17 protein-coding genes and 1 tRNA gene are annotated in these 17,004 nt (G+C 56.6%); 9 read left to right on the top strand and 9 right to left on the bottom strand.

Annotated elements, in window-relative coordinates:
- Positions 1 to 261: 261 nt before the first annotated feature.
- Entirely contained in the window at positions 262 to 774 is a 513-nt protein-coding gene (locus AC2D8V_RS05830; protein WP_484732569.1) for a hypothetical protein, read from the top strand.
- Positions 775 to 1,442: 668 nt separating this feature from the next.
- On the opposite strand, the gene AC2D8V_RS05825 is transcribed toward AC2D8V_RS05830, so the two are convergent.
- Positions 1,443 to 1,528 (bottom strand) — tRNA-Leu (locus tag AC2D8V_RS05825).
- Between the two features lie 75 nt (positions 1,529 to 1,603).
- Here AC2D8V_RS05825 and lipB point away from each other — a divergent pair.
- Positions 1,604 to 2,362, top strand: coding sequence for a lipoyl(octanoyl) transferase LipB (lipB, locus tag AC2D8V_RS05820; protein ID WP_484732568.1), 759 nt, complete (start codon positions 1,604 to 1,606; stop codon positions 2,360 to 2,362).
- Between the two features lie 150 nt (positions 2,363 to 2,512).
- Here the strand turns inward: lipB and AC2D8V_RS05815 are convergent, their stop codons facing one another.
- Complete coding sequence (locus AC2D8V_RS05815) at positions 2,513 to 2,785, bottom strand: hypothetical protein (RefSeq protein ID WP_484732567.1); 273 nt, start codon at positions 2,783 to 2,785, stop codon at positions 2,513 to 2,515.
- Positions 2,786 to 3,161: 376 nt separating this feature from the next.
- Positions 3,162 to 3,473: a hypothetical protein gene (locus tag AC2D8V_RS05810; protein WP_484732566.1), complete on the bottom strand. Its 312-nt coding sequence runs from the start codon at positions 3,471 to 3,473 to the stop codon at positions 3,162 to 3,164.
- 399 nt (positions 3,474 to 3,872) lie between these two features.
- Here AC2D8V_RS05810 and ctaD point away from each other — a divergent pair, with 399 nt between their 5' ends.
- Complete coding sequence (gene ctaD / locus AC2D8V_RS05805) at positions 3,873 to 5,543, top strand: cytochrome c oxidase subunit I (RefSeq protein ID WP_484732565.1); 1,671 nt, start codon at positions 3,873 to 3,875, stop codon at positions 5,541 to 5,543.
- A gap of 203 nt (positions 5,544 to 5,746) precedes the next feature.
- Here ctaD and AC2D8V_RS05800 read toward each other — a convergent pair whose 3' ends face one another.
- Both AC2D8V_RS05800 and AC2D8V_RS05795 read right to left on the bottom strand, forming a co-directional pair.
- The gene (locus tag AC2D8V_RS05800; RefSeq protein WP_484732564.1) at positions 5,747 to 6,481 is read right to left on the bottom strand and encodes an SGNH/GDSL hydrolase family protein; all 735 of its coding nucleotides are present in this window, start codon (positions 6,479 to 6,481) and stop codon (positions 5,747 to 5,749) included.
- Between the two features lie 46 nt (positions 6,482 to 6,527).
- On the bottom strand, positions 6,528 to 7,037 hold the full coding sequence (locus AC2D8V_RS05795) for a c-type cytochrome (RefSeq protein WP_484732563.1): 510 nt from the start codon (positions 7,035 to 7,037) through the stop codon (positions 6,528 to 6,530).
- A 255-nt stretch (positions 7,038 to 7,292) separates the two neighbouring features.
- Between AC2D8V_RS05795 and AC2D8V_RS05790 the strand changes: the two genes are divergently transcribed.
- Positions 7,293 to 7,775: a DUF2244 domain-containing protein gene (locus AC2D8V_RS05790; RefSeq protein ID WP_484732562.1), complete on the top strand. Its 483-nt coding sequence runs from the start codon at positions 7,293 to 7,295 to the stop codon at positions 7,773 to 7,775.
- Here AC2D8V_RS05790 and AC2D8V_RS05785 read toward each other — a convergent pair.
- Together AC2D8V_RS05785 and AC2D8V_RS05780 are read right to left on the bottom strand one after the other, a co-directional pair.
- Positions 7,752 to 8,483: a helix-turn-helix transcriptional regulator gene (locus AC2D8V_RS05785; protein WP_484732561.1), complete on the bottom strand. Its 732-nt coding sequence runs from the start codon at positions 8,481 to 8,483 to the stop codon at positions 7,752 to 7,754. The genes AC2D8V_RS05790 and AC2D8V_RS05785 overlap by 24 nt on opposite strands.
- A 286-nt stretch (positions 8,484 to 8,769) precedes the next feature.
- A complete protein-coding gene (locus tag AC2D8V_RS05780; RefSeq protein WP_484732560.1) occupies positions 8,770 to 9,228 on the bottom strand; it encodes a GatB/YqeY domain-containing protein in 459 nt (152 codons plus the stop codon).
- Positions 9,229 to 9,447: 219 nt separating this feature from the next.
- Between AC2D8V_RS05780 and carA the strand changes: the two genes are divergently transcribed.
- The gene (gene carA, locus AC2D8V_RS05775) at positions 9,448 to 10,608 is read left to right on the top strand and encodes a glutamine-hydrolyzing carbamoyl-phosphate synthase small subunit (protein WP_484732559.1); all 1,161 of its coding nucleotides are present in this window, start codon (positions 9,448 to 9,450) and stop codon (positions 10,606 to 10,608) included.
- A gap of 101 nt (positions 10,609 to 10,709) precedes the next feature.
- Positions 10,710 to 12,770: a glycosyltransferase gene (locus tag AC2D8V_RS05770; protein ID WP_484732558.1), complete on the top strand. Its 2,061-nt coding sequence runs from the start codon at positions 10,710 to 10,712 to the stop codon at positions 12,768 to 12,770.
- On the opposite strand, the gene AC2D8V_RS05765 is transcribed toward AC2D8V_RS05770, so the two are convergent.
- Complete coding sequence (locus tag AC2D8V_RS05765; protein WP_484732557.1) at positions 12,755 to 13,408, bottom strand: GntR family transcriptional regulator; 654 nt, start codon at positions 13,406 to 13,408, stop codon at positions 12,755 to 12,757. The two genes, AC2D8V_RS05770 and AC2D8V_RS05765, sit on opposite strands and share 16 nt — an antisense overlap.
- Before the next feature lie 104 nt (positions 13,409 to 13,512).
- Here AC2D8V_RS05765 and AC2D8V_RS05760 point away from each other — a divergent pair, with 104 nt between their 5' ends.
- The 3 genes from AC2D8V_RS05760 to AC2D8V_RS05750 all read left to right on the top strand — a co-directional run bounded on the left by AC2D8V_RS05760 (position 13,513) and on the right by AC2D8V_RS05750 (position 15,748).
- On the top strand, positions 13,513 to 14,157 hold the full coding sequence (locus AC2D8V_RS05760; RefSeq protein WP_484732556.1) for a pyrimidine 5'-nucleotidase: 645 nt from the start codon (positions 13,513 to 13,515) through the stop codon (positions 14,155 to 14,157).
- 83 nt (positions 14,158 to 14,240) lie between these two features.
- The gene (locus tag AC2D8V_RS05755) at positions 14,241 to 14,489 is read left to right on the top strand and encodes a hypothetical protein (RefSeq protein ID WP_484732555.1); all 249 of its coding nucleotides are present in this window, start codon (positions 14,241 to 14,243) and stop codon (positions 14,487 to 14,489) included.
- A gap of 59 nt (positions 14,490 to 14,548) precedes the next feature.
- A complete protein-coding gene (locus AC2D8V_RS05750) occupies positions 14,549 to 15,748 on the top strand; it encodes a UbiH/UbiF family hydroxylase (protein ID WP_484732554.1) in 1,200 nt (399 codons plus the stop codon).
- Here the strand turns inward: AC2D8V_RS05750 and AC2D8V_RS05745 are convergent.
- Positions 15,741 to 16,868 (bottom strand): aminotransferase class V-fold PLP-dependent enzyme, encoded by a 1,128-nt coding sequence (locus tag AC2D8V_RS05745; RefSeq protein WP_484732553.1) that lies wholly within the window; start codon positions 16,866 to 16,868, stop codon positions 15,741 to 15,743. The two genes, AC2D8V_RS05750 and AC2D8V_RS05745, sit on opposite strands and share 8 nt — an antisense overlap.
- Positions 16,869 to 17,004: the final 136 nt, after the last annotated feature.

Genomic DNA, 17,004 nt, shown 5'->3' with positions numbered 1-17,004 from the left:
TGTACTGAGGTGCTGTCAGACGAATTCGAACCAGTCGCGGTCCTGACCTGCCCCCCGAAACTTCCCTCGTTCCAACGTAGAGTTTGCTCAACCTTTCGAAGGAGCAAACGAATGCGAAAGACCCGTTTCACCTAGGCGCAAATCATTGGGTTGATCAAAGAGCAGTAATTCGCGCGCCAAATCATGTGGAATTGTGGACGGCCAAGGCATGAATATGATACAGAACATATACAGAACAAACTGTCATGGCAGGACTTTGAGATGAGCAAAGAACCAGCGGTTTCCGGCAAGCCTGCGCGTAAATTCCCGACTCTGGAAAAACAGGAGGACGGCACATACGAGGCGAAATGCCCGAAAGACTTCAGCCTGCAAAGGCTCATGGGTATGCGCACACATGAGGCCGCAACCGGCGTATACACTTCGTCGCTCTCCGCACTGGGCAATTCAGCAGAGCAATACGGCTCATTCGCATCCGCCATGTTCGCCGAGCTGGAACCGCGCGACGGGATCGAAGCCATGCTGATTGGCCAGATGACAGCAACGCATGTCGCGATGACGACGCTCACAGAGCGCATGACCTATCAACAGGACTTCCAAGTGCGTGAAGCCTATGAACGGTCCATGACCCGCCTCAGCCGCACCTACCTGGCTCAGATGGACGCGCTGAAGAAGTACCGCGCCAAGGCACAGCAGACCGTGCGTGTCGAGCGTGTGAACGTGGAGAGCGGCGGGCAGGCCATTGTGGGTGATGTGAGCGCCCAGGGGGAGGGTTGAGCATGAAAAGTGACGCTAACCCCTTGCAAAGCGCTCACGCGGCCCCGCGATGTACCGCACATTCAAAGCGCTCCGGGTTTCCATGCAAAAATCCTGCCGTGCGCGGCTGGCGCGTATGTCGGATGCATGGCGCTGGCGGTGGTCAACCAGCGGGAGCAGCCCATCCCGGATGGAAGCATGGCCTGCGGTCGCGTGAGTGGACTGACGAGCGCCGCTTGATTAATGAGCTAGTGCGCGAGGCCAGTGAGATTGAGCGGTAATTTTGAGGATAGTGACGCAGTGACTAGTAGTAGGACGGAGTAAAAACTTACTTTTATCAAATTTCATACTGTGATTGTCTGAACAGAAAAAAATTCTTGAAATGACATTACGTAAACGTGTTGTTCTAGCCTTTTCGCCTCTGAGCAGCACCTGCTAATGCAAGGACAACTGCAGTAATAGAAACGGAGTATCTCATAATTTTTCCAAACGAGCTTGCTTTCCGTTAACAAAGGTTAACAAATCGTTTGATGGTTGCACTTGCCAAAAGCTGCCACCCCTCTTTGATTATCTGCCAATTGCACGGGAATCCCGTGTGTAATGAAATCTATAAAGGTGGATATTTGGGTGGATAATTAAGTACTTAAAATAATTAAATATTTATTTATCAATGGTTTAAGAAATTCTTTTGGTGCGGATGAGAAGACTCGAACTTCCACGGGTGTTACCCCACAGCGACCTCAACGCTGCGCGTCTACCATTCCGCCACATCCGCACATTTGAATGGTGACGCTTCCTTTAGCCCGTCGCTCAACAGTTGTGAAGGGCCATTTTTGCAATTTTTCGCCGGATGCCGTGGGGGTTGCTCTTGGTGCGTTCTCAGATACACCATGCGACCATGGTTGAATGGATGATATCGGACGGGGTCACTGACTACCGCGCGGCCGAAGCCTGGATGGAAGAGCGGGCATCCCGGATCGCCGCCGGAGACGCGTCGGAGTGTGTCTGGTTGGTGGAACACCCAGCACTCTATACCGCCGGCACTAGCGCAAAACCCGACGATTTGACCGACCCAAACCGCTTCCCAGTCTACGAAACGCGCCGCGGTGGGCAGTATACCTACCATGGCCCCGGACAGCGCGTTGCCTATACGTTACTTGATGTCGGCGCGCGAGGACGAGACGTGCGCGCTTTTGTACAGCAACTTGAACACTGGGTCATCGCGACACTGGACGCGTTCAACATCACTGGCGAGATCAGAGAAGGCCGTGTCGGAGTTTGGGTCGCGCGACCTGACCGCCCACGACACCCAGACGGTACTATAGCAGAGGATAAGGTCGCGGCGATCGGAATACGATTGCGGAAATGGGTCAGCTTTCACGGCGTGTCGATCAACGTCGACCCGGATCTGTCACATTTCAGCGGAATTGTACCCTGTGGCATCGCAGAACACGGCATAACCAGCCTCGTTGATCTGGGCTTGCCTGTTACGATGAATGATCTGGACCTAGCATTGCGCAAAGCATTCACAGAAGTATTTGGCGATGTGCCCCAGCGCGCAGCTGCGCCCGAGGTCGGGCAGCGTCAAGTTCCTCTGCTCTCGCAATAATCACGTGAAATCTGCGTGAGAGAGCGGCTCGCTGGCAAACTCGTTTAATCTCGGGTTCAGTTCTGCGCGCGCTTTGTCCTGCCGGCAAGTAGACATCGACACCATGGTGACCCGTTGAAACTGACAAAGACGTGTCGGGAAATCCGCGTATCATTCAAGAAAGCCGAAACTGTTCATGAGCGGCATGACGATACCGAACAAAGTGAGTTGTGGAGGCTCGCTCGTGTCCATATCTGTTCGCGCCAGATAATCGGGAGCAGTGCATCCATCCGTTGCCACATCTACCCGTAATGCAAGGATTTTTCGCGTGATCGGACGCTGATGTAGAAGACTGGTGACTTTGTCGTCGTCCAGCCACGGGGTGGCTTCCAGATGTTGATTGTCTTGATTGCTTCTCTTGTCCCACTGGTGCTGGTGAGACAAGCTTGTGACAAATCTCCATCCCTGACCGCGTGTTCCGCGCGACTTTATGCTGCAACTTTTCGATTCATCATGCGACGAAAGGAATTAGGCGCGCACTCTGATTCAAACCAAAACCGTGTCTTGCTGATCTTGCAGGATGCCGCCCTCGCCACCGTCTTCAACCAAAAGGCGGACTTATTGCTCTTCAAACCAGATTTTCAGCATGATCTTCGGGCAGCGCGACGTTTTCCGTAGCCCATTTCAGTCAAACTGACGCCGTCTTTTATCGGGGCTTTGAGATCATGTGTCGCAACATCGCTGAGCTGCTCCGGCTGACGGTTTGCCTTGCGCAAACATTCCTGCGCTTCCTTTTCAGCAGGGATGTCGAAAGAAATCCCTATATGCTGTGCCAGCGATCCATCAGCGTCCCGCTCAAAACGCGCATCGCTACGGCGCAGCCAGACCACCGTGCCATTTTTGGCGTGGTCGCGACATTATGCACGACATGGTTGTCCCGACCTATATGCGTGATGGATTGGAAATATTGCACCAATCCTCGCAGATCTTCTTTGTACCCGTATTTGTCCTTGATGGAATCACCCATGGCAATGATTTCGTAATGCTTATAGCCGAGCAACTGCGCCAAGGGGTGGTTTGAGTATTCGTTGATTTGTGCTGTGTGGATAAACGCATAAATGTTGCTTTGCACGGGCGAGGCCACTCGTCGCAAAGATTTCAGATTGGTTGTATCTTCATCAGACGCGTTGTTCTGCTGGCATTGGTTCTCCGCCACCGCCATATCTGTTGCTGATACAAGAGCACCTTCACCCTTTGACGAAACCCGTTATAACTTCCGGCACCTAGGTTAAATTTTCGTTGGAACATTCACACCACGCCAAGGGCCGACGACACGGAAAATTTGCAATTTCATGCAAAATCTCCAACCACTTCGTGAGTGTGGGCCATGTATTTTTAAAAACTGGAAAAATTTAACCGGGTGCGTCATTACGATCATTGCTCCCGGCGTCGAGTGGCTCTAAAACCGTCTGGACCCTGCTGCTCGATCGGGAACCTCGGGCAGCCCAAAACACAAACCAGGAGGCACCGCATGGCAGACGCAGCCATTCACGGTCACGACCACCATGACGAGCGCGGCTTCTTTACGCGCTGGTTTATGTCAACCAATCACAAAGATATCGGGATACTTTACCTGATTACATCGGCGCTGGTTGGTTTTATCTCTGTAGCATTCACGGTTTACATGCGCCTCGAGCTCATGGAACCAGGCGTACAGTACATGTGTATGGAAGGGGCGCGGATGTTCGCCTCCGATGCGGTTTGTACGCCCAACGGGCACCTCTGGAACGTGTTGATTACCGGCCACGGTATTCTGATGATGTTCTTCGTGGTTATCCCGGCACTTTTCGGCGGTTTTGGCAATTATTTCATGCCGTTGCAGATTGGCGCACCGGATATGGCCTTCCCGCGGATGAACAACCTGAGCTTCTGGCTCTATGTTGCCGGCACAACGCTGGCCGTCTGTTCTGTATTGGCGCCGGGCGGTAATGACCAAGCCGGGTCGGGCGTGGGCTGGGTGCTTTATCCGCCGCTTTCGACCAATGAGGGCGGGTTCTCGATGGATCTCGCGATCTTTGCGGTTCACGTCTCAGGTGCGTCCTCGATCCTTGGCGCGATCAACATGATCACCACTTTCCTGAACATGCGCGCACCGGGTATGACACTGTTCAAAGTGCCGCTGTTTTCGTGGTCGATCTTTGTCACCAGTTGGCTGATCCTGTTGTCCCTGCCTGTTCTCGCTGGTGCAATCACCATGCTGCTGATGGACCGTAACTTTGGATTTACGTTCTTTGACCCGTCAGGCGGCGGCGACCCCGTGCTCTACCAGCACATCCTGTGGTTCTTTGGGCACCCTGAGGTGTACATCATCATCCTGCCCGGCTTTGGTATCATCTCTCATGTGATTGCGACCTTCTCGCGCAAACCAGTCTTTGGCTACCTGCCGATGGTCTGGGCGATCATCGCGATCGGCGCGCTGGGATTTGTTGTCTGGGCGCACCACATGTACACCGTGGGCATGAGCCTTAATCAACAGGCTTACTTCATGCTCGCGACAATGGTTATCGCGGTGCCGACCGGTGTGAAAGTGTTTAGCTGGATCGCGACGATGTGGGGCGGCTCGGTAGAGTTCAAAACCCCAATGCTCTGGGCCTTCGGCTTCCTGTTCCTCTTCACCGTCGGTGGCGTTACAGGGATCGTGCTGAGCCAAGCCGCGGTGGACCGCTATTACCACGACACGTACTACGTTGTGGCGCACTTCCACTACGTGATGAGCTTGGGTGCCGTATTCGCGATCTTCGCTGGCATTTACTTCTACTTCCCCAAGATGACCGGCAAGATGTACCCTGAGATGTGGGGCAAAATCCACTTCTGGATGATGTTCATAGGCGCCAACCTGACCTTCTTCCCACAGCACTTCCTGGGTCGTCAGGGTATGCCACGCCGCTATATCGACTACCCAGAGGCGTTCGCCTACTGGAACCTGTGGTCAAGCTGGGGCGCGTTCATCTCCTTTGCGTCTTTCCTGCTGTTCTTTGGCATCATGGCCTACGCCCTGCGCAAGGGTGAGCCAGCAACCGAGAACAACCCTTGGAATGAATACGCTGACACGCTGGAGTGGACACTTCCCTCCCCACCACCGGAGCACACCTTCGAAATCCTGCCAAAGCAGGAAGAGTGGGACAAACAGCACAGCCACTAGGCACCTTCAACTTTCAGAAAAGCCCCGCATGTTTGCGGGGCTTTTTTTTTCGCGCGTGGCTCAGTTTGACGCAAATAATCCTTGCGGACTGCAAACAGTTGGGCGCCACTGTGCTGCGTCGCCATCAAACAGGACGTGACCTGGTCACCTGACGTCAGGATGATCATCCGTTTCTGTTTGACAACAAATGCGGCGCAATCAGGCTATTCAGCTTCGGTGATGTCCCACGCACGCGCAATGACCCGGTCTGCCCATTCCGCGTAGACGCGGGCATTGGGGTGAAAGCCATCAGCGGCCAAGTCATCTGTGGTAGGTACTGTGTCAAAAGGGAGGTGATAAACCCCCTCCCGCGCCGCACAAAGCTCCGCGAGATAGGCATCGAAACGCGTTGCCCGCGCGCCGATCACAGTGCCCAGTGGTGCGGGCAAAAGTGGAAAAATCTGCAAAGGGGGCACCCCTGAAACGCAGATACAGTCAGGTGCGAATTTTGCGTCCAATACGTCCAAAAGGGTGGCATAGCGTAGCCGCCAAGACGCAAAAGAAACGCCGTTCTTGGCATCGTTCACGCCCAAGGCCACGACGATCAAATCAAATTCCTGTGGTGCCGTCTTTTCAAGTGTGGCCAGCGTACCGGATACCGTTGCGCCCGAGGACGCGATCACCCGCCACGAGACGCGGTAACGCTGACCCAATGTCGCGCACAGCCTGCCCGCAAGCGCCGCATCCTGATGCGAAACACCTACACCCGCAGCAGAACTGTCACCCAAAACCAGCAAACGCAGTTCTGGCCCCTGCCCCGTGGTGCCACTGCGAGGGCCTGCCGCTTCGGGCAGCCGTGACGCCCGAAGCGTTACAATAACAGCCTGCGTCACCAGCACAGGGGCCAATATTAGCGTCCGCCACCACATCGGCCAAAATCCATCGTACCAGAGTTCCATCGCAAAGCTGGCCTGCCGTTAGACCCGACCTTCAGCGCAGGGAGTCTCATTCCCGATAAGGTTTGTGGCAAGCGGTGCAGGTTTTGCCCAATGCACTCAGCGCAGTCTGGACGTCTTGCAGTGTTTCGATGCTGCCCGCGTATTGGGTCGCTGTCTGTTCCATATCGCTTGCCTTGGCGGTGAAATCCGCAAAATCGTCCCAGATTGCTGCGCGCGCTTCTGATTTCGGATCATCCTCCTGCGCCATGAAAAGTGCGGGTGTCTCTGCCGCGTAGCCGGCAATGCGGGTTGCGGCAGCGCGCGCTGCATCGGCATCAAATGGGCGCGCGCCTTTCGCCATCTCGCCCATTGTTTTCATCTCCGCTCCTACCCCGCTCATCGCTTCCATGCGCGCCATAACCGCTGGGTTCTTTACACCCTGATGGGCCATCGCGGCACTCGCGATCAGTGCCATGCCCAAAACAACCACGCCCCTTTTGTATTTCACAAGCCTCTCCAATTCATCGAACCGCGCCAATTCACGCCCATCAGCGTATCGGTTTACACGCATGTACATTTGCCCACCCCTGCAAGATAGCTTGGCGCTGGAGTGGGGGCTTCTTCGCGGGCAGCTTAAGCAGCCACTACAAACATGCCAAGCCCGCGATCAACACCGAAGTAGCAGAATTCCGAACTTCGACCACACCTTGCGTCGGTCTGACATTGGCGCAGTGTTGCGTCTTGTCGCATTGCAGGTTTCAAAAGCTGTGAAATAGGCTTGGCGTACCTCAGGCATGCACTAGATCGCATCGGAGATCAAAGACCGAATCCTATGCCCTATCAGTGGACAACATCCCCAAATGAGACGCCACAGCGTCTTCGCCTTTGGCCGCACCAGTCTCTGCCTGCCCGCGGGATGGCAGCTTTCGTTCTGACGACGTTTACGATGATCATGATACCGGTAATGACCTTGCTTGGTTCTCCGGTTCTATGGGGGTTGCTGCCCTTCGCGCTTCTGGCCGTCTGGGGCATGTACTATGCGCTGCAACGCAATTATCACGCGCGCTTGATCGAAGAGGTGCTTACGCTCGGACCGGAGGCTGCCGAATTGGTGCGCACCGAACCATCGGGCGAAGTTAAGTCTTGGGCTTGCAACCGCTACTGGACCACCATCACCAAGTACGAAAACGACGGCCCTATGCCCCATTACGTGACGCTTAAAGGCAAAGGGCGCGAAGTGGAGATCGGCGCATTTCTCAGCGAGGAGGAGCGTGTTGCCCTCTACGATGAGCTACAGCGCGCTTGGCGCAGATAAGGCGGGGGCACTCTCCAAACCGCTATCAGAGGCGTTGTCCCAGCGATTGGCCTCTGCCCACAAACTGCGCAGCGCCTCTGCCTGATCCGAGAAGGTATCTTCGAGCCTTTCCAGGTTGTAGATTCGGTCGGTTCTGAAATGGCGAAACCCGTGGCGCAACTCGCACCATCCGGCCACCATGACCGTTTCGAGGTGATACACCAGTGCAACAGGGCGCACTACGCGGTGCGTGACGGTGGCATTTTCGTCGTGATACTCCAATCTGATTTTGCCAGCGTCGCGTATGGCGCCGCGCAACGCGGCGATTGAGGCACAACCGCGTGACGGGTCGTCTTGCGGCGCGCCCCAAGGCGATACCTGCAACCAATCCGCCGGGCCGTGAAGTGCGTCCACCTTGTGATGGATGCGCATTGCCGCACGTTGCAACCCGCTGTCTCCTGTGCGCGTCAGCATAGCCAGCCCTACCCGCAGCGCTTCCACCTCTTCGGCATCAAAATTCAACGGAGGCAGGTCATATCCACCGCGCATCATGTAACCCACGCCCGCTTCTCCTTCGATGGGCGTATGCATCGCCTGCAACGCGGCTATATCGCGGTAAACCGTGCGCACCGACACCTCCAGCCGCTCCGCCAAAGTCAGCGCGGTCATAGGGCGCGTTGCGGCGCGCAATATCTGTATGATCTCAAACAAACGGCTGGATCGGGGCATTGCAGGTCACCTTCGGTCGGACTGCTGACACCCTAACATCCTCTACTGACAACGTCCTGTCAGCAGCCTTTTGCGAAAAAGTGGGAAACAGGAAAGGACAATTCCATGAGCTCTTACGACGAACTCACCCTGCTCCGGCTTCAGCTTGGACGCTGGCACCCTGAAGGTGCCGCCCATCGCCCCCGTCGCGGTGGCGATGCATCACAAAGGCCTGCCATCAGTGCCGCCGTCAGGCGGGTTTACCGCAGCTGGATAATCACGGAACGCGTAAAGCGCCGCCTGCGGTTTAGGAAAGTTGCGCCTTGACCATCGGGCCGACTTTGCCAAAGTCCATCTGGCCGGTGTACTTACTCTTGAGCGCGCCCATGACCTTACCCATGTCGCGAATGCTCTCTGCGCCGGTTTCCTCGATCGCCTGTTCGACGGCTTTCGCGGCTTCCTCATCGCTCAACTGACGTGGGAGGAATTCTTCTATAACCGCTACTTCCTCGCGCTCACGGTCCGCCAGATCAAGCCTGCCGCCCTCTTCGTAAGCACGTGCGCTTTCAACGCGCTGTTTCGACATTTTGCCCAGAATGGCCAAAACATCCGCGTCACCAACGCCCTCGTCGTTACCCTCCGCACGCGCGGCGATATCCTTGTCTTTTATGGCTGCATTTATCAGTCGCAGCGTCGAAAGACGCTCTGCGTCTTTGGCTTTCATCGCCTCTTTGAGGGCCGTATTCACACGTGTACGCAATTCCATAAATCGCGATCCTTATGGTTTTGTCCCGCCAAACTGCCGGTGGTTCCCGCGCAGCCCTTCCGAGCGCTTTCAAGGCTTGGACCTTATCCAAAGCAGGCGACCGCCGCAACACCCGCCGCTACGTCACACCTGTCGTGCTGCGCGCTCTTGACCCGATGTGCAACCGGGTCTAGGAACGCGAAGATTTATCCGATGCTTCATCCCGCGAAAGGATCGCTTATGGCCCTCTCTCCGCCCGACCGCCCAACCGCTTGTCTGGCTCTTGCAGATGGCACGGTATTTTACGGCAAAGGCTTTGGCGCCACAGGAGAGACAGTCGCGGAACTGTGTTTCAACACGGCGATGACCGGATATCAGGAAATCATGACCGATCCTTCTTATGCCGGGCAGATCGTGACCTTCACGTTTCCCCATATCGGTAACGTCGGCGTCAATCCTCAGGACGATGAAACCGCCGATCCGGTTGCGGCAGGTATGGTCGTCAAGTGGATGCCAACAGAGCCGTCAAACTGGCGGGCTATCCAGCACCTCGATGCGTGGCTTGCCGGGCGCGGGCGCATTGCAATCGGAGGTGTTGACACCCGGCGCCTGACCCGTGCGATACGCCACTCTGGCGCACCGCATGTGGCGTTGGCTCACGACCCGGACGGCGCGTTCGATGTTGAAGCCTTGATTGCCAAGGCACGCGCTTTCGTCGGACTTGAGGGGCTTGATCTGGCCAAAACGGTCACGTGCGCCCAAAGCTACCAATGGAACGAGATGCGTTGGGCTTGGCCAGAAGGGTACAAACCGCAGGAAAACCCCAAATACAAGGTCGTGGCCGTCGACTACGGCGCCAAGCGGAACATCCTGCGTTGCCTTGCATCAGCAGGGTGCGATGTAACCGTGTTGCCCGCATCAGCCAGCTATGACGATGTGATGGCACATAATCCTGACGGCGTGTTTCTGTCGAACGGTCCGGGAGATCCGGCAGCGACGGGAGAGTATGCCGTGCCCATGATCCGCGACGTGCTTGATAAAACAGACCTTCCGGTATTCGGAATTTGCTTGGGTCATCAGATGCTTGCGTTGGCGCTTGGCGCGCAGACAATCAAGATGAACCACGGCCACCACGGTGCAAACCATCCAGTAAAAGACCATGACACAGGAAAGGTCGAGATCACATCGATGAACCACGGCTTTGCCGTGGATGCTCAGACTCTGCCTGACGGGGTAGTGGAAACTCATACCTCGCTGTTTGACGGGTCCAATTGCGGCATTCGCGTCGACGGCCGTCCGGTGTGGTCTGTGCAACATCATCCCGAAGCGAGCCCAGGCCCGCAAGACAGCTATTATCTGTTTGAACGCTTCGCCGCCGCTATGGAAGAACGCGCCGGTTAAATCAAAGCGCCTCGCCTCAGGGTTGAATTATCCATTTTTAACAGATCGTTAACCGTGATCTGAAAGTGTGCCTTGTCCGCAGTGGTCAGAGGCCGTCGCCCATGGGTGAGCAACACATTCTCCTGAAGACTGAAATATCCGGTGGTCAGGTATCACATCCCCCCATTGGCCGATTGCTTTTGGATGATGGCAAAATAGAACAGCAAGACCTGCTGCACGCGTTGAGGTTGCAGACACATATAGATGCTCCCTTGGGAGACATCATGGTGGCAGAGGGCTTGGTTGAAAAAGCCGATGTACTGCGTGCTCTTGCAGTCCAAGCCGGCGCTGAAAGTGCTGATCTCGACCTGTCGCCACCCGCTCCGGAAATGGCAAACCGCCTCCCAATGGACATCGCCATGAAGCACGGCGTTGTCCCCTTGCGCGACAGCGGCGATACTTTGCTGGTGGCCGCAAGCAGTCCAGCCGATTTCGACCGCCTTTTGCGCGACGCGGCGACACCGCGTAAAACACTGGTTCCGGTGATCGTCGAAGAACATCAGATTCAAAAACATCAGAACCGCCTTTACGGCGTGCATCTTGCCCAAAAGGCCGTGATGCGGGTTGCTGCGGCCGAAAGCTGTCGAAATTGGGGACGAGCGCAAGCCGCAAGTGCCCGACGCGCCATTGCCATTGCGATCCTAGCGCTGGTTGCCCTGTGTGCCGCCCTAGCCCCCTACTGGACACTGACGGCAGGCATCCTGTGGGCTGTGCTAACTCTGATAATGACGACAGTGCTCAAGTCAGCCGCGCTCTTCGTGCACCTGATGCCAAATGCGCCTCAGCGGCTAAAACAGCACCTGCAAACGTTGCGGCCTGCCAGACGACGCGACAAAAAGAACGCAAACCTTTCAGGGCTTGTCGCAGTTGAAGCGAACAGCGCCGAGGCCGCGCAGCAGATCACCGAAGCGACCCGGTCCGGCGCGCTCTCACTGCCACTGATCAACGCTGGCGCGCCGAGATTTCGCCTTCCACGCGTTTCCATTCTTGTTCCTCTGTTGCGCGAAACTGAGATTGCGGCACAATTGATCGATCGGTTGTCGCGCCTGACCTACCCGAAGTCATTGCTCGACGTGGTGCTGGTTTTGGAAGCCTCCGACACTGTGACGCGCGAAACCATCATTCGCACAAAGCTGCCCGATTGGATGAGCGTGATCGAAGTGCCGGAAGCAGGCAATCTCACCACGAAACCCCGCGCGCTGAACTACGCGTTAAATTTCTGCCGCGGATCCATCGTGGGTGTGTGGGATGCCGAGGATTGGCCAGAACCCGACCAGATCGAGAAGGTGGTCAACCGGTTTCGCCGCGCGCCTCGTAACGTCGTGTGCTTGCAAGGGATCCTCGATTACTACAATTCACGAAGCAACTGGTTGTCGCGCTGCTTTACCATCGAATACGCGATGTGGTGGCGTATCATTATGCCGGGGATTTCACGATTGGGATTGGTGGTGCCGCTCGGTGGGACCACATTGTTTTTCCGCCGCGCCGTTTTGGAAGATTTGGGAGCCTGGGACGCACATAACGTGACGGAGGATGCCGATCTGGGCGTCAGACTGGCGCGCCATGGCTACGCGACTGAATTGCTGCCTACCGTCACGCGCGAGGAAGCGACCAGCAGGGCATGGCCTTGGGTGCGTCAGCGCTCGCGTTGGCTCAAGGGTTTTCTGGTCACCTATTTCGTCCACATGCGCAGTCCGCGCAGACTGATAAAGGATCTAGGCGTTTGGCGGTTTATGGGCCTACAAACCCTGTTTCTGGCCAGCGTGTCGCAATTCGCAGCGGCACCGCTACTTTGGACATTCTGGATCACACTCTTCGGGATGACGCATCCGGTTGCGCTGACCCTTGGCGACACGGTGGTATGGACGCTGGCGGGGATTTTTGTCTTTGCCGAATTGCTTAACATCACCATCGGCTTGATCGCCCTCAAAAAGGAAGAACACCGCCACCTGATGCCATTCGTCCCGACGATGATGCTGTATTTCGGCCTCGGCGCGCTCGCCGCCTACAAAGCCATCTGGGAACTGATCCAGATACCGTTTTATTGGGATAAAACGCAGCATGGCGTTAGTCGCAGGATAGATACTTCGCCCAGACCGGCGCTGGATCAGCCTTCTTCCTGACGCAGCGTTGCATCCTGCTTCAGCCGTGTGATGAAGGCGACCGAGATGTGCTCTCGCAGTGCATCATAGGCGGCATCTTCGTCTTTGGCTTCGATCGCACGCACGATGGCATCGTGTTCCGCCTGTGCGATGGCGCCGCGCCCCCGCGCGGCCAGAGATGTTGTCGCCATAAGGGCCATCGTGCGGTGCACCAGATCTAACTGCTGTACGAGATACCGGTTGTGCGAGGCGAGGTGAATTTGCTTGTGAAATCGCCGGTTGGCACGGGAAAGGGCGGCCGGATCGTCCACTAGGGTGTTATCTTCTTCGACCATCTCGCGCAGAATGCGCACTTCTTCAGGCGTCGCGTGCTGCGCCGCAAGCCGTGCAGCCAGAGCTTCCAACTCGCGCCGCACCACGTAAAGCTCGGCCATCTGGTTGTGATCCAACGAAGCCACAATCAGGCTGCGCCCGTCGCGCGCCAGCAGGGATTGCGTTTCAAGCCGCTGCAGGGCCTCACGGATCGGTGTGCGCGATACGCCGAAACGCTCCGCCAACTCGCTTTCTACCAAACGGTCACCAGGGCGGTACACGCCGCTGTCAATCGCGTCGAGGATCAGCGTGTACGCATCAGTGTTAGGTTGTTTCTGGACCGGCATCGGTTCGCCTTTTTGCTTGTAATACCGCACCTTAATGGCCCGCGCCGCTATCGCGCAAGACCGCAGGGCTTGTCAGTCGCGGTACAGGCTTTTAAGCAAGGCCCATGGCAAGGGACGCGTTTTCACATGTGAGCACTTGGGTGTTTGATCTTGATCACACCCTTTACCCGCCGTCTGCACGTCTTTTTGACCAGATCGAAGTACGGATGACGGCCTACGTCATGCAGGCACTTGGTTTGCCCCGAGACGAGGCTGACCGGCTGCGACAGCACTATTGGGCGACACACGGAACCACGCTTGCCGGTTTGATGCGCGAACATGACGTAGATCCGGCACCTTATCTGACCGATGTCCACGACATTTCCATGGAGTCTCTGACGCCAGATCCGGAACTGGCAGCTCGGATCGCGGATCTGCCGGGGCGCCGCATCGTCTATACAAATGGCTGCGCGCCCTATGCCGAACGTGTGCTGGAAGCGCGGGGGTTCTCGGGACTATTTGATGCGGTTTACGGGGTCGAACACGCTGATTTCATGCCCAAGCCGGACATCGAAGCGTTTCAAAGTGTTTTCGCGAAGGACGGACTTGACCCACAGCAATCTGCCATGTTCGAGGACGACCCGCGTAATCTTGCAGCGCCGCACAAGATGGGCATGCGCACTGTACATGTGGCTGCCGCTCCTGTGGATGCGGCGCACATCCAGTTTCATACCGATGATCTTGAACACTTTCTGGGGATTATCTCGTAACCGTCGAGATGCGACAATCGGGCCTCTCCTGCAAAGGCTTTTGCGGCCTACTTATTCAGCATCAGCAGTTAGAGGAGTTCTCGATGAGCCTTGCCGCCAATATCCGTCGTCCCAGCCTGCTCCAGCGGCTGTTTTTTGCAATACCGGTCATCGGATGGGTCGCGCGAGATGTGATGTTCGGGGACAAGAACAACATCTGGTTTGCCTTAATCATGTTTGTCAGCCTTTGGGCGATTTCGGCACTGAACTTCGGGCTCCCCGGGCTCTACTTGCCCGCGGTTGCGCTTGTGCCAATCCTGTTTACGGTGCTGATCGTGATTACCTGGGCCTGACGTGACCGCAGGCCTTGGATGCAGCGCAAAATATTGGTTCAGGTTGAGTGAGAAACCCTATGGCAGAAACTTCATGTGACATTCTGATCTCTGGCGGTGGTATTGCGGGCATGACCGCTGCCGCAGCTTTCGGATCAGCTGGTTTCAATGTTGTTTGTGTCGATCCTGCCCCCCCGATCACCGAGCGCGACAGCGCCGGGGCCGATATGCGCAGCACAGCGCTATTGCAACCCGCTCGCGACCTTCTGGAAAAAGCGGAAATTTGGCCGCGTCTCGCGCCTCACGCGTCCGAATTGCAGGTAATGCGGATTGTAGATGCCGGTGGCGAGACATCAGAACCGCGCATTGTCAAAGACTTTAATGCGGCGGACGTGTCGGAACTGCCTTTCGGATGGAATTTCCCAAACTGGTTGCTGCGCCGCGAAATGCTCGACAGGTTGCGGGCACTGGATACCGTCGACTTCCGCCCTGGAACGGGCACTTCGACATTGTTCACACGCGAAAAGGAAGCACGTGTGCGCCTAACTGACGGCAGCCGTGTTAGCGCGCGCCTTGTCATTGCAGCGGATGGGCGCGGGTCGCCCATGCGAGAGGCCGCAGGCATTTCTGTTCGTACCACGCGATACGGTCAGAAGGCGCTGGCATTTGCAGCAACCCATGACATTCCTCACGAAAATGTATCGACCGAAATACATCGCACCGGCGGTCCGTTCACGCTGGTGCCACTACCTGATCACGACGGTCGCCCCTCGTCTGCAATTGTGTGGATGGACGATGGTCCGTTGTCGCAAAAACGTTTTGAGATGGACGTGCCGGCCTTTGAAGCGGAAATGACAGACCGCAGCTGCGGCCTGTTCGGCCCATTAAAGCTGGCCTCGCAGCGCACGATCTGGCCGATCATCAGCCAGCAAGCAGAACGGCTTTCTGCCGAACGTCTGGCGCTTATCGCAGAGGCTGCGCATGTGGTGCCGCCGATAGGAGCCCAAGGCCTGAATATGAGCCTCGCTGACACGGCATGCCTGCTCGAACTTGCGATGTCAGCCCCTGAACGGTTGGGGGATCGCGCCATGCTCGACGCCTATCACAAAGCACGGCACGGTGACATCGCGATGCGGGTACGCGGCATCGATATGCTCAACCGGGCAAGCCAGACCAGCGCTCCTGCATTGCGCGATGCGCGGGCGCTCGGGATCAACGCTCTTTATGCGATGGCCCCGGTACGCAAAACGCTGATGCAAATGGGACTTGGCGTCAGATAACTCTGTCGATGACGCGCTTCAATCGCGCAACGGTACCGTCAACGTCGTAGAGTTTGTCCAATCCAAAAAGCCCCAGCCGGAACGTACGGAAGTCCGCAGGCTCGTCGCATTGCAATGGCACGCCCGCTGCGATCTGCATGCCTTCGGCCATGAATTTCTTGCCGTTCTGGATATCAGGATCCGCGGTGTAGCTGACAACAACGCCCGGCGCGCCGTAGCCGTCCGCCGCAACCGACACGACGCCCTTGTCGGCCAGTATGCCCCGCACCGTATCGCCCAAGCGCCACTGCGCTTCTTTCAAGCGGTCAAAACCGTATTCCCGCGTTTCGAGCATCGTGTCGCGAAACGCGCGCAGCGCATCCGTCGGCATGGTTGCGTGATATGCGTGACCACCATCTTCATAGGCTTTCATGATCGCGCGCCATTTGCCCAGATCGATGGCAAAGCTGTCAGATTGAGTCTCAGCCAGACGAGCCTCAGCGCGCTCCGACATCATCACAAGCCCTGCACAGGGCGAGGCGGACCACCCTTTTTGTGGTGCCGAAATCAGCACATCGACACCAAGCGCCCGCATATTGACCCAAGCGCAGCCAGACGCAATGCAGTCCAGCACCATCAGCGCGCCAACATCGTGAGCAGCAGCCGCCATGGCGGCAACGTAGTCGTCTGGCAGAATGACACCTGCACTGGTTTCAACATGGGGTGCAAAAACAACATCCGGCTTTTGCGTGCGTATCGCCTCAACAACTTCCGCGATCGGTGCCGGCGCAAAGGGCGATGGCGTCGCATTTCCGGTTTGACGTGCTTTTAACACGGTTGTGTTCGCCGTCAGACCGCCTGTCTCAAAGATCTGGCTCCAGCGATACGAAAACCAGCCGTTACGCACGACCAGCACATCGGCTCCCTTGCCAAACTGTCGCGCTACAGCCTCCATGCCGAATGTGCCACCGCCGGGCACCAGCGCCACGGCATCCGCGTGATACACGTCTTTCAACATCGACGAGATGTCATTCATGACCTGTTGAAAGGTTGCGCTCATGGAATTGAGCGAGCGGTCCGTGAAGACGACCGAAAATTCTTCGAGTCCGTCGGGATCAATCGTATCAAGCAGTCCGGCCATCTTGGTCCTCCAGTGAGCGTTTTCACCCGCATAACAGTCTGCCTACATAGGCGCAAAGTCCGGATTGACGCAGGGCGCACTACCATAAAGCGAACTTGTCTTGTTTGCGCCACAATTCAGCGCTACGATGCCTCAT

It is taken from the genome of Roseobacter sp. YIN89 (assembly GCF_057219365.1).
Note: the sequence above shows the minus strand (reverse complement) of the source record. Positions and strands in the feature narration are given on the sequence as shown.

Bases quoted from the DNA above. Each gene is read 5' to 3' on its own strand.
- lipB (WP_484732568.1), top strand. From the start codon at position 1,604: ATGCCGTGGGGGTTGCTCTTGGTGCGTTCTCAGATACACCATGCGACC.
- AC2D8V_RS05770 (WP_484732558.1), top strand. From the start codon at position 10,710: ATGGGTGAGCAACACATTCTCCTGAAGACTGAAATATCCGGTGGTCAG.
- AC2D8V_RS05830 (WP_484732569.1), top strand. From the start codon at position 262: ATGAGCAAAGAACCAGCGGTTTCCGGCAAGCCTGCGCGTAAATTCCCG.
- AC2D8V_RS05790 (WP_484732562.1), top strand. From the start codon at position 7,293: ATGCCCTATCAGTGGACAACATCCCCAAATGAGACGCCACAGCGTCTT.
- AC2D8V_RS05800 (WP_484732564.1), bottom strand. From the start codon at position 6,481: ATGGAACTCTGGTACGATGGATTTTGGCCGATGTGGTGGCGGACGCTA.
- AC2D8V_RS05795 (WP_484732563.1), bottom strand. From the start codon at position 7,037: ATGTACATGCGTGTAAACCGATACGCTGATGGGCGTGAATTGGCGCGG.
- AC2D8V_RS05755 (WP_484732555.1), top strand. From the start codon at position 14,241: ATGAGCCTTGCCGCCAATATCCGTCGTCCCAGCCTGCTCCAGCGGCTG.
- AC2D8V_RS05785 (WP_484732561.1), bottom strand. From the start codon at position 8,483: ATGCCCCGATCCAGCCGTTTGTTTGAGATCATACAGATATTGCGCGCC.
- AC2D8V_RS05780 (WP_484732560.1), bottom strand. From the start codon at position 9,228: ATGGAATTGCGTACACGTGTGAATACGGCCCTCAAAGAGGCGATGAAA.
- AC2D8V_RS05750 (WP_484732554.1), top strand. From the start codon at position 14,549: ATGGCAGAAACTTCATGTGACATTCTGATCTCTGGCGGTGGTATTGCG.
- carA (WP_484732559.1), top strand. From the start codon at position 9,448: ATGGCCCTCTCTCCGCCCGACCGCCCAACCGCTTGTCTGGCTCTTGCA.
- AC2D8V_RS05745 (WP_484732553.1), bottom strand. From the start codon at position 16,868: ATGGCCGGACTGCTTGATACGATTGATCCCGACGGACTCGAAGAATTT.
- AC2D8V_RS05760 (WP_484732556.1), top strand. From the start codon at position 13,513: ATGGCAAGGGACGCGTTTTCACATGTGAGCACTTGGGTGTTTGATCTT.
- ctaD (WP_484732565.1), top strand. From the start codon at position 3,873: ATGGCAGACGCAGCCATTCACGGTCACGACCACCATGACGAGCGCGGC.
- AC2D8V_RS05765 (WP_484732557.1), bottom strand. From the start codon at position 13,408: ATGCCGGTCCAGAAACAACCTAACACTGATGCGTACACGCTGATCCTC.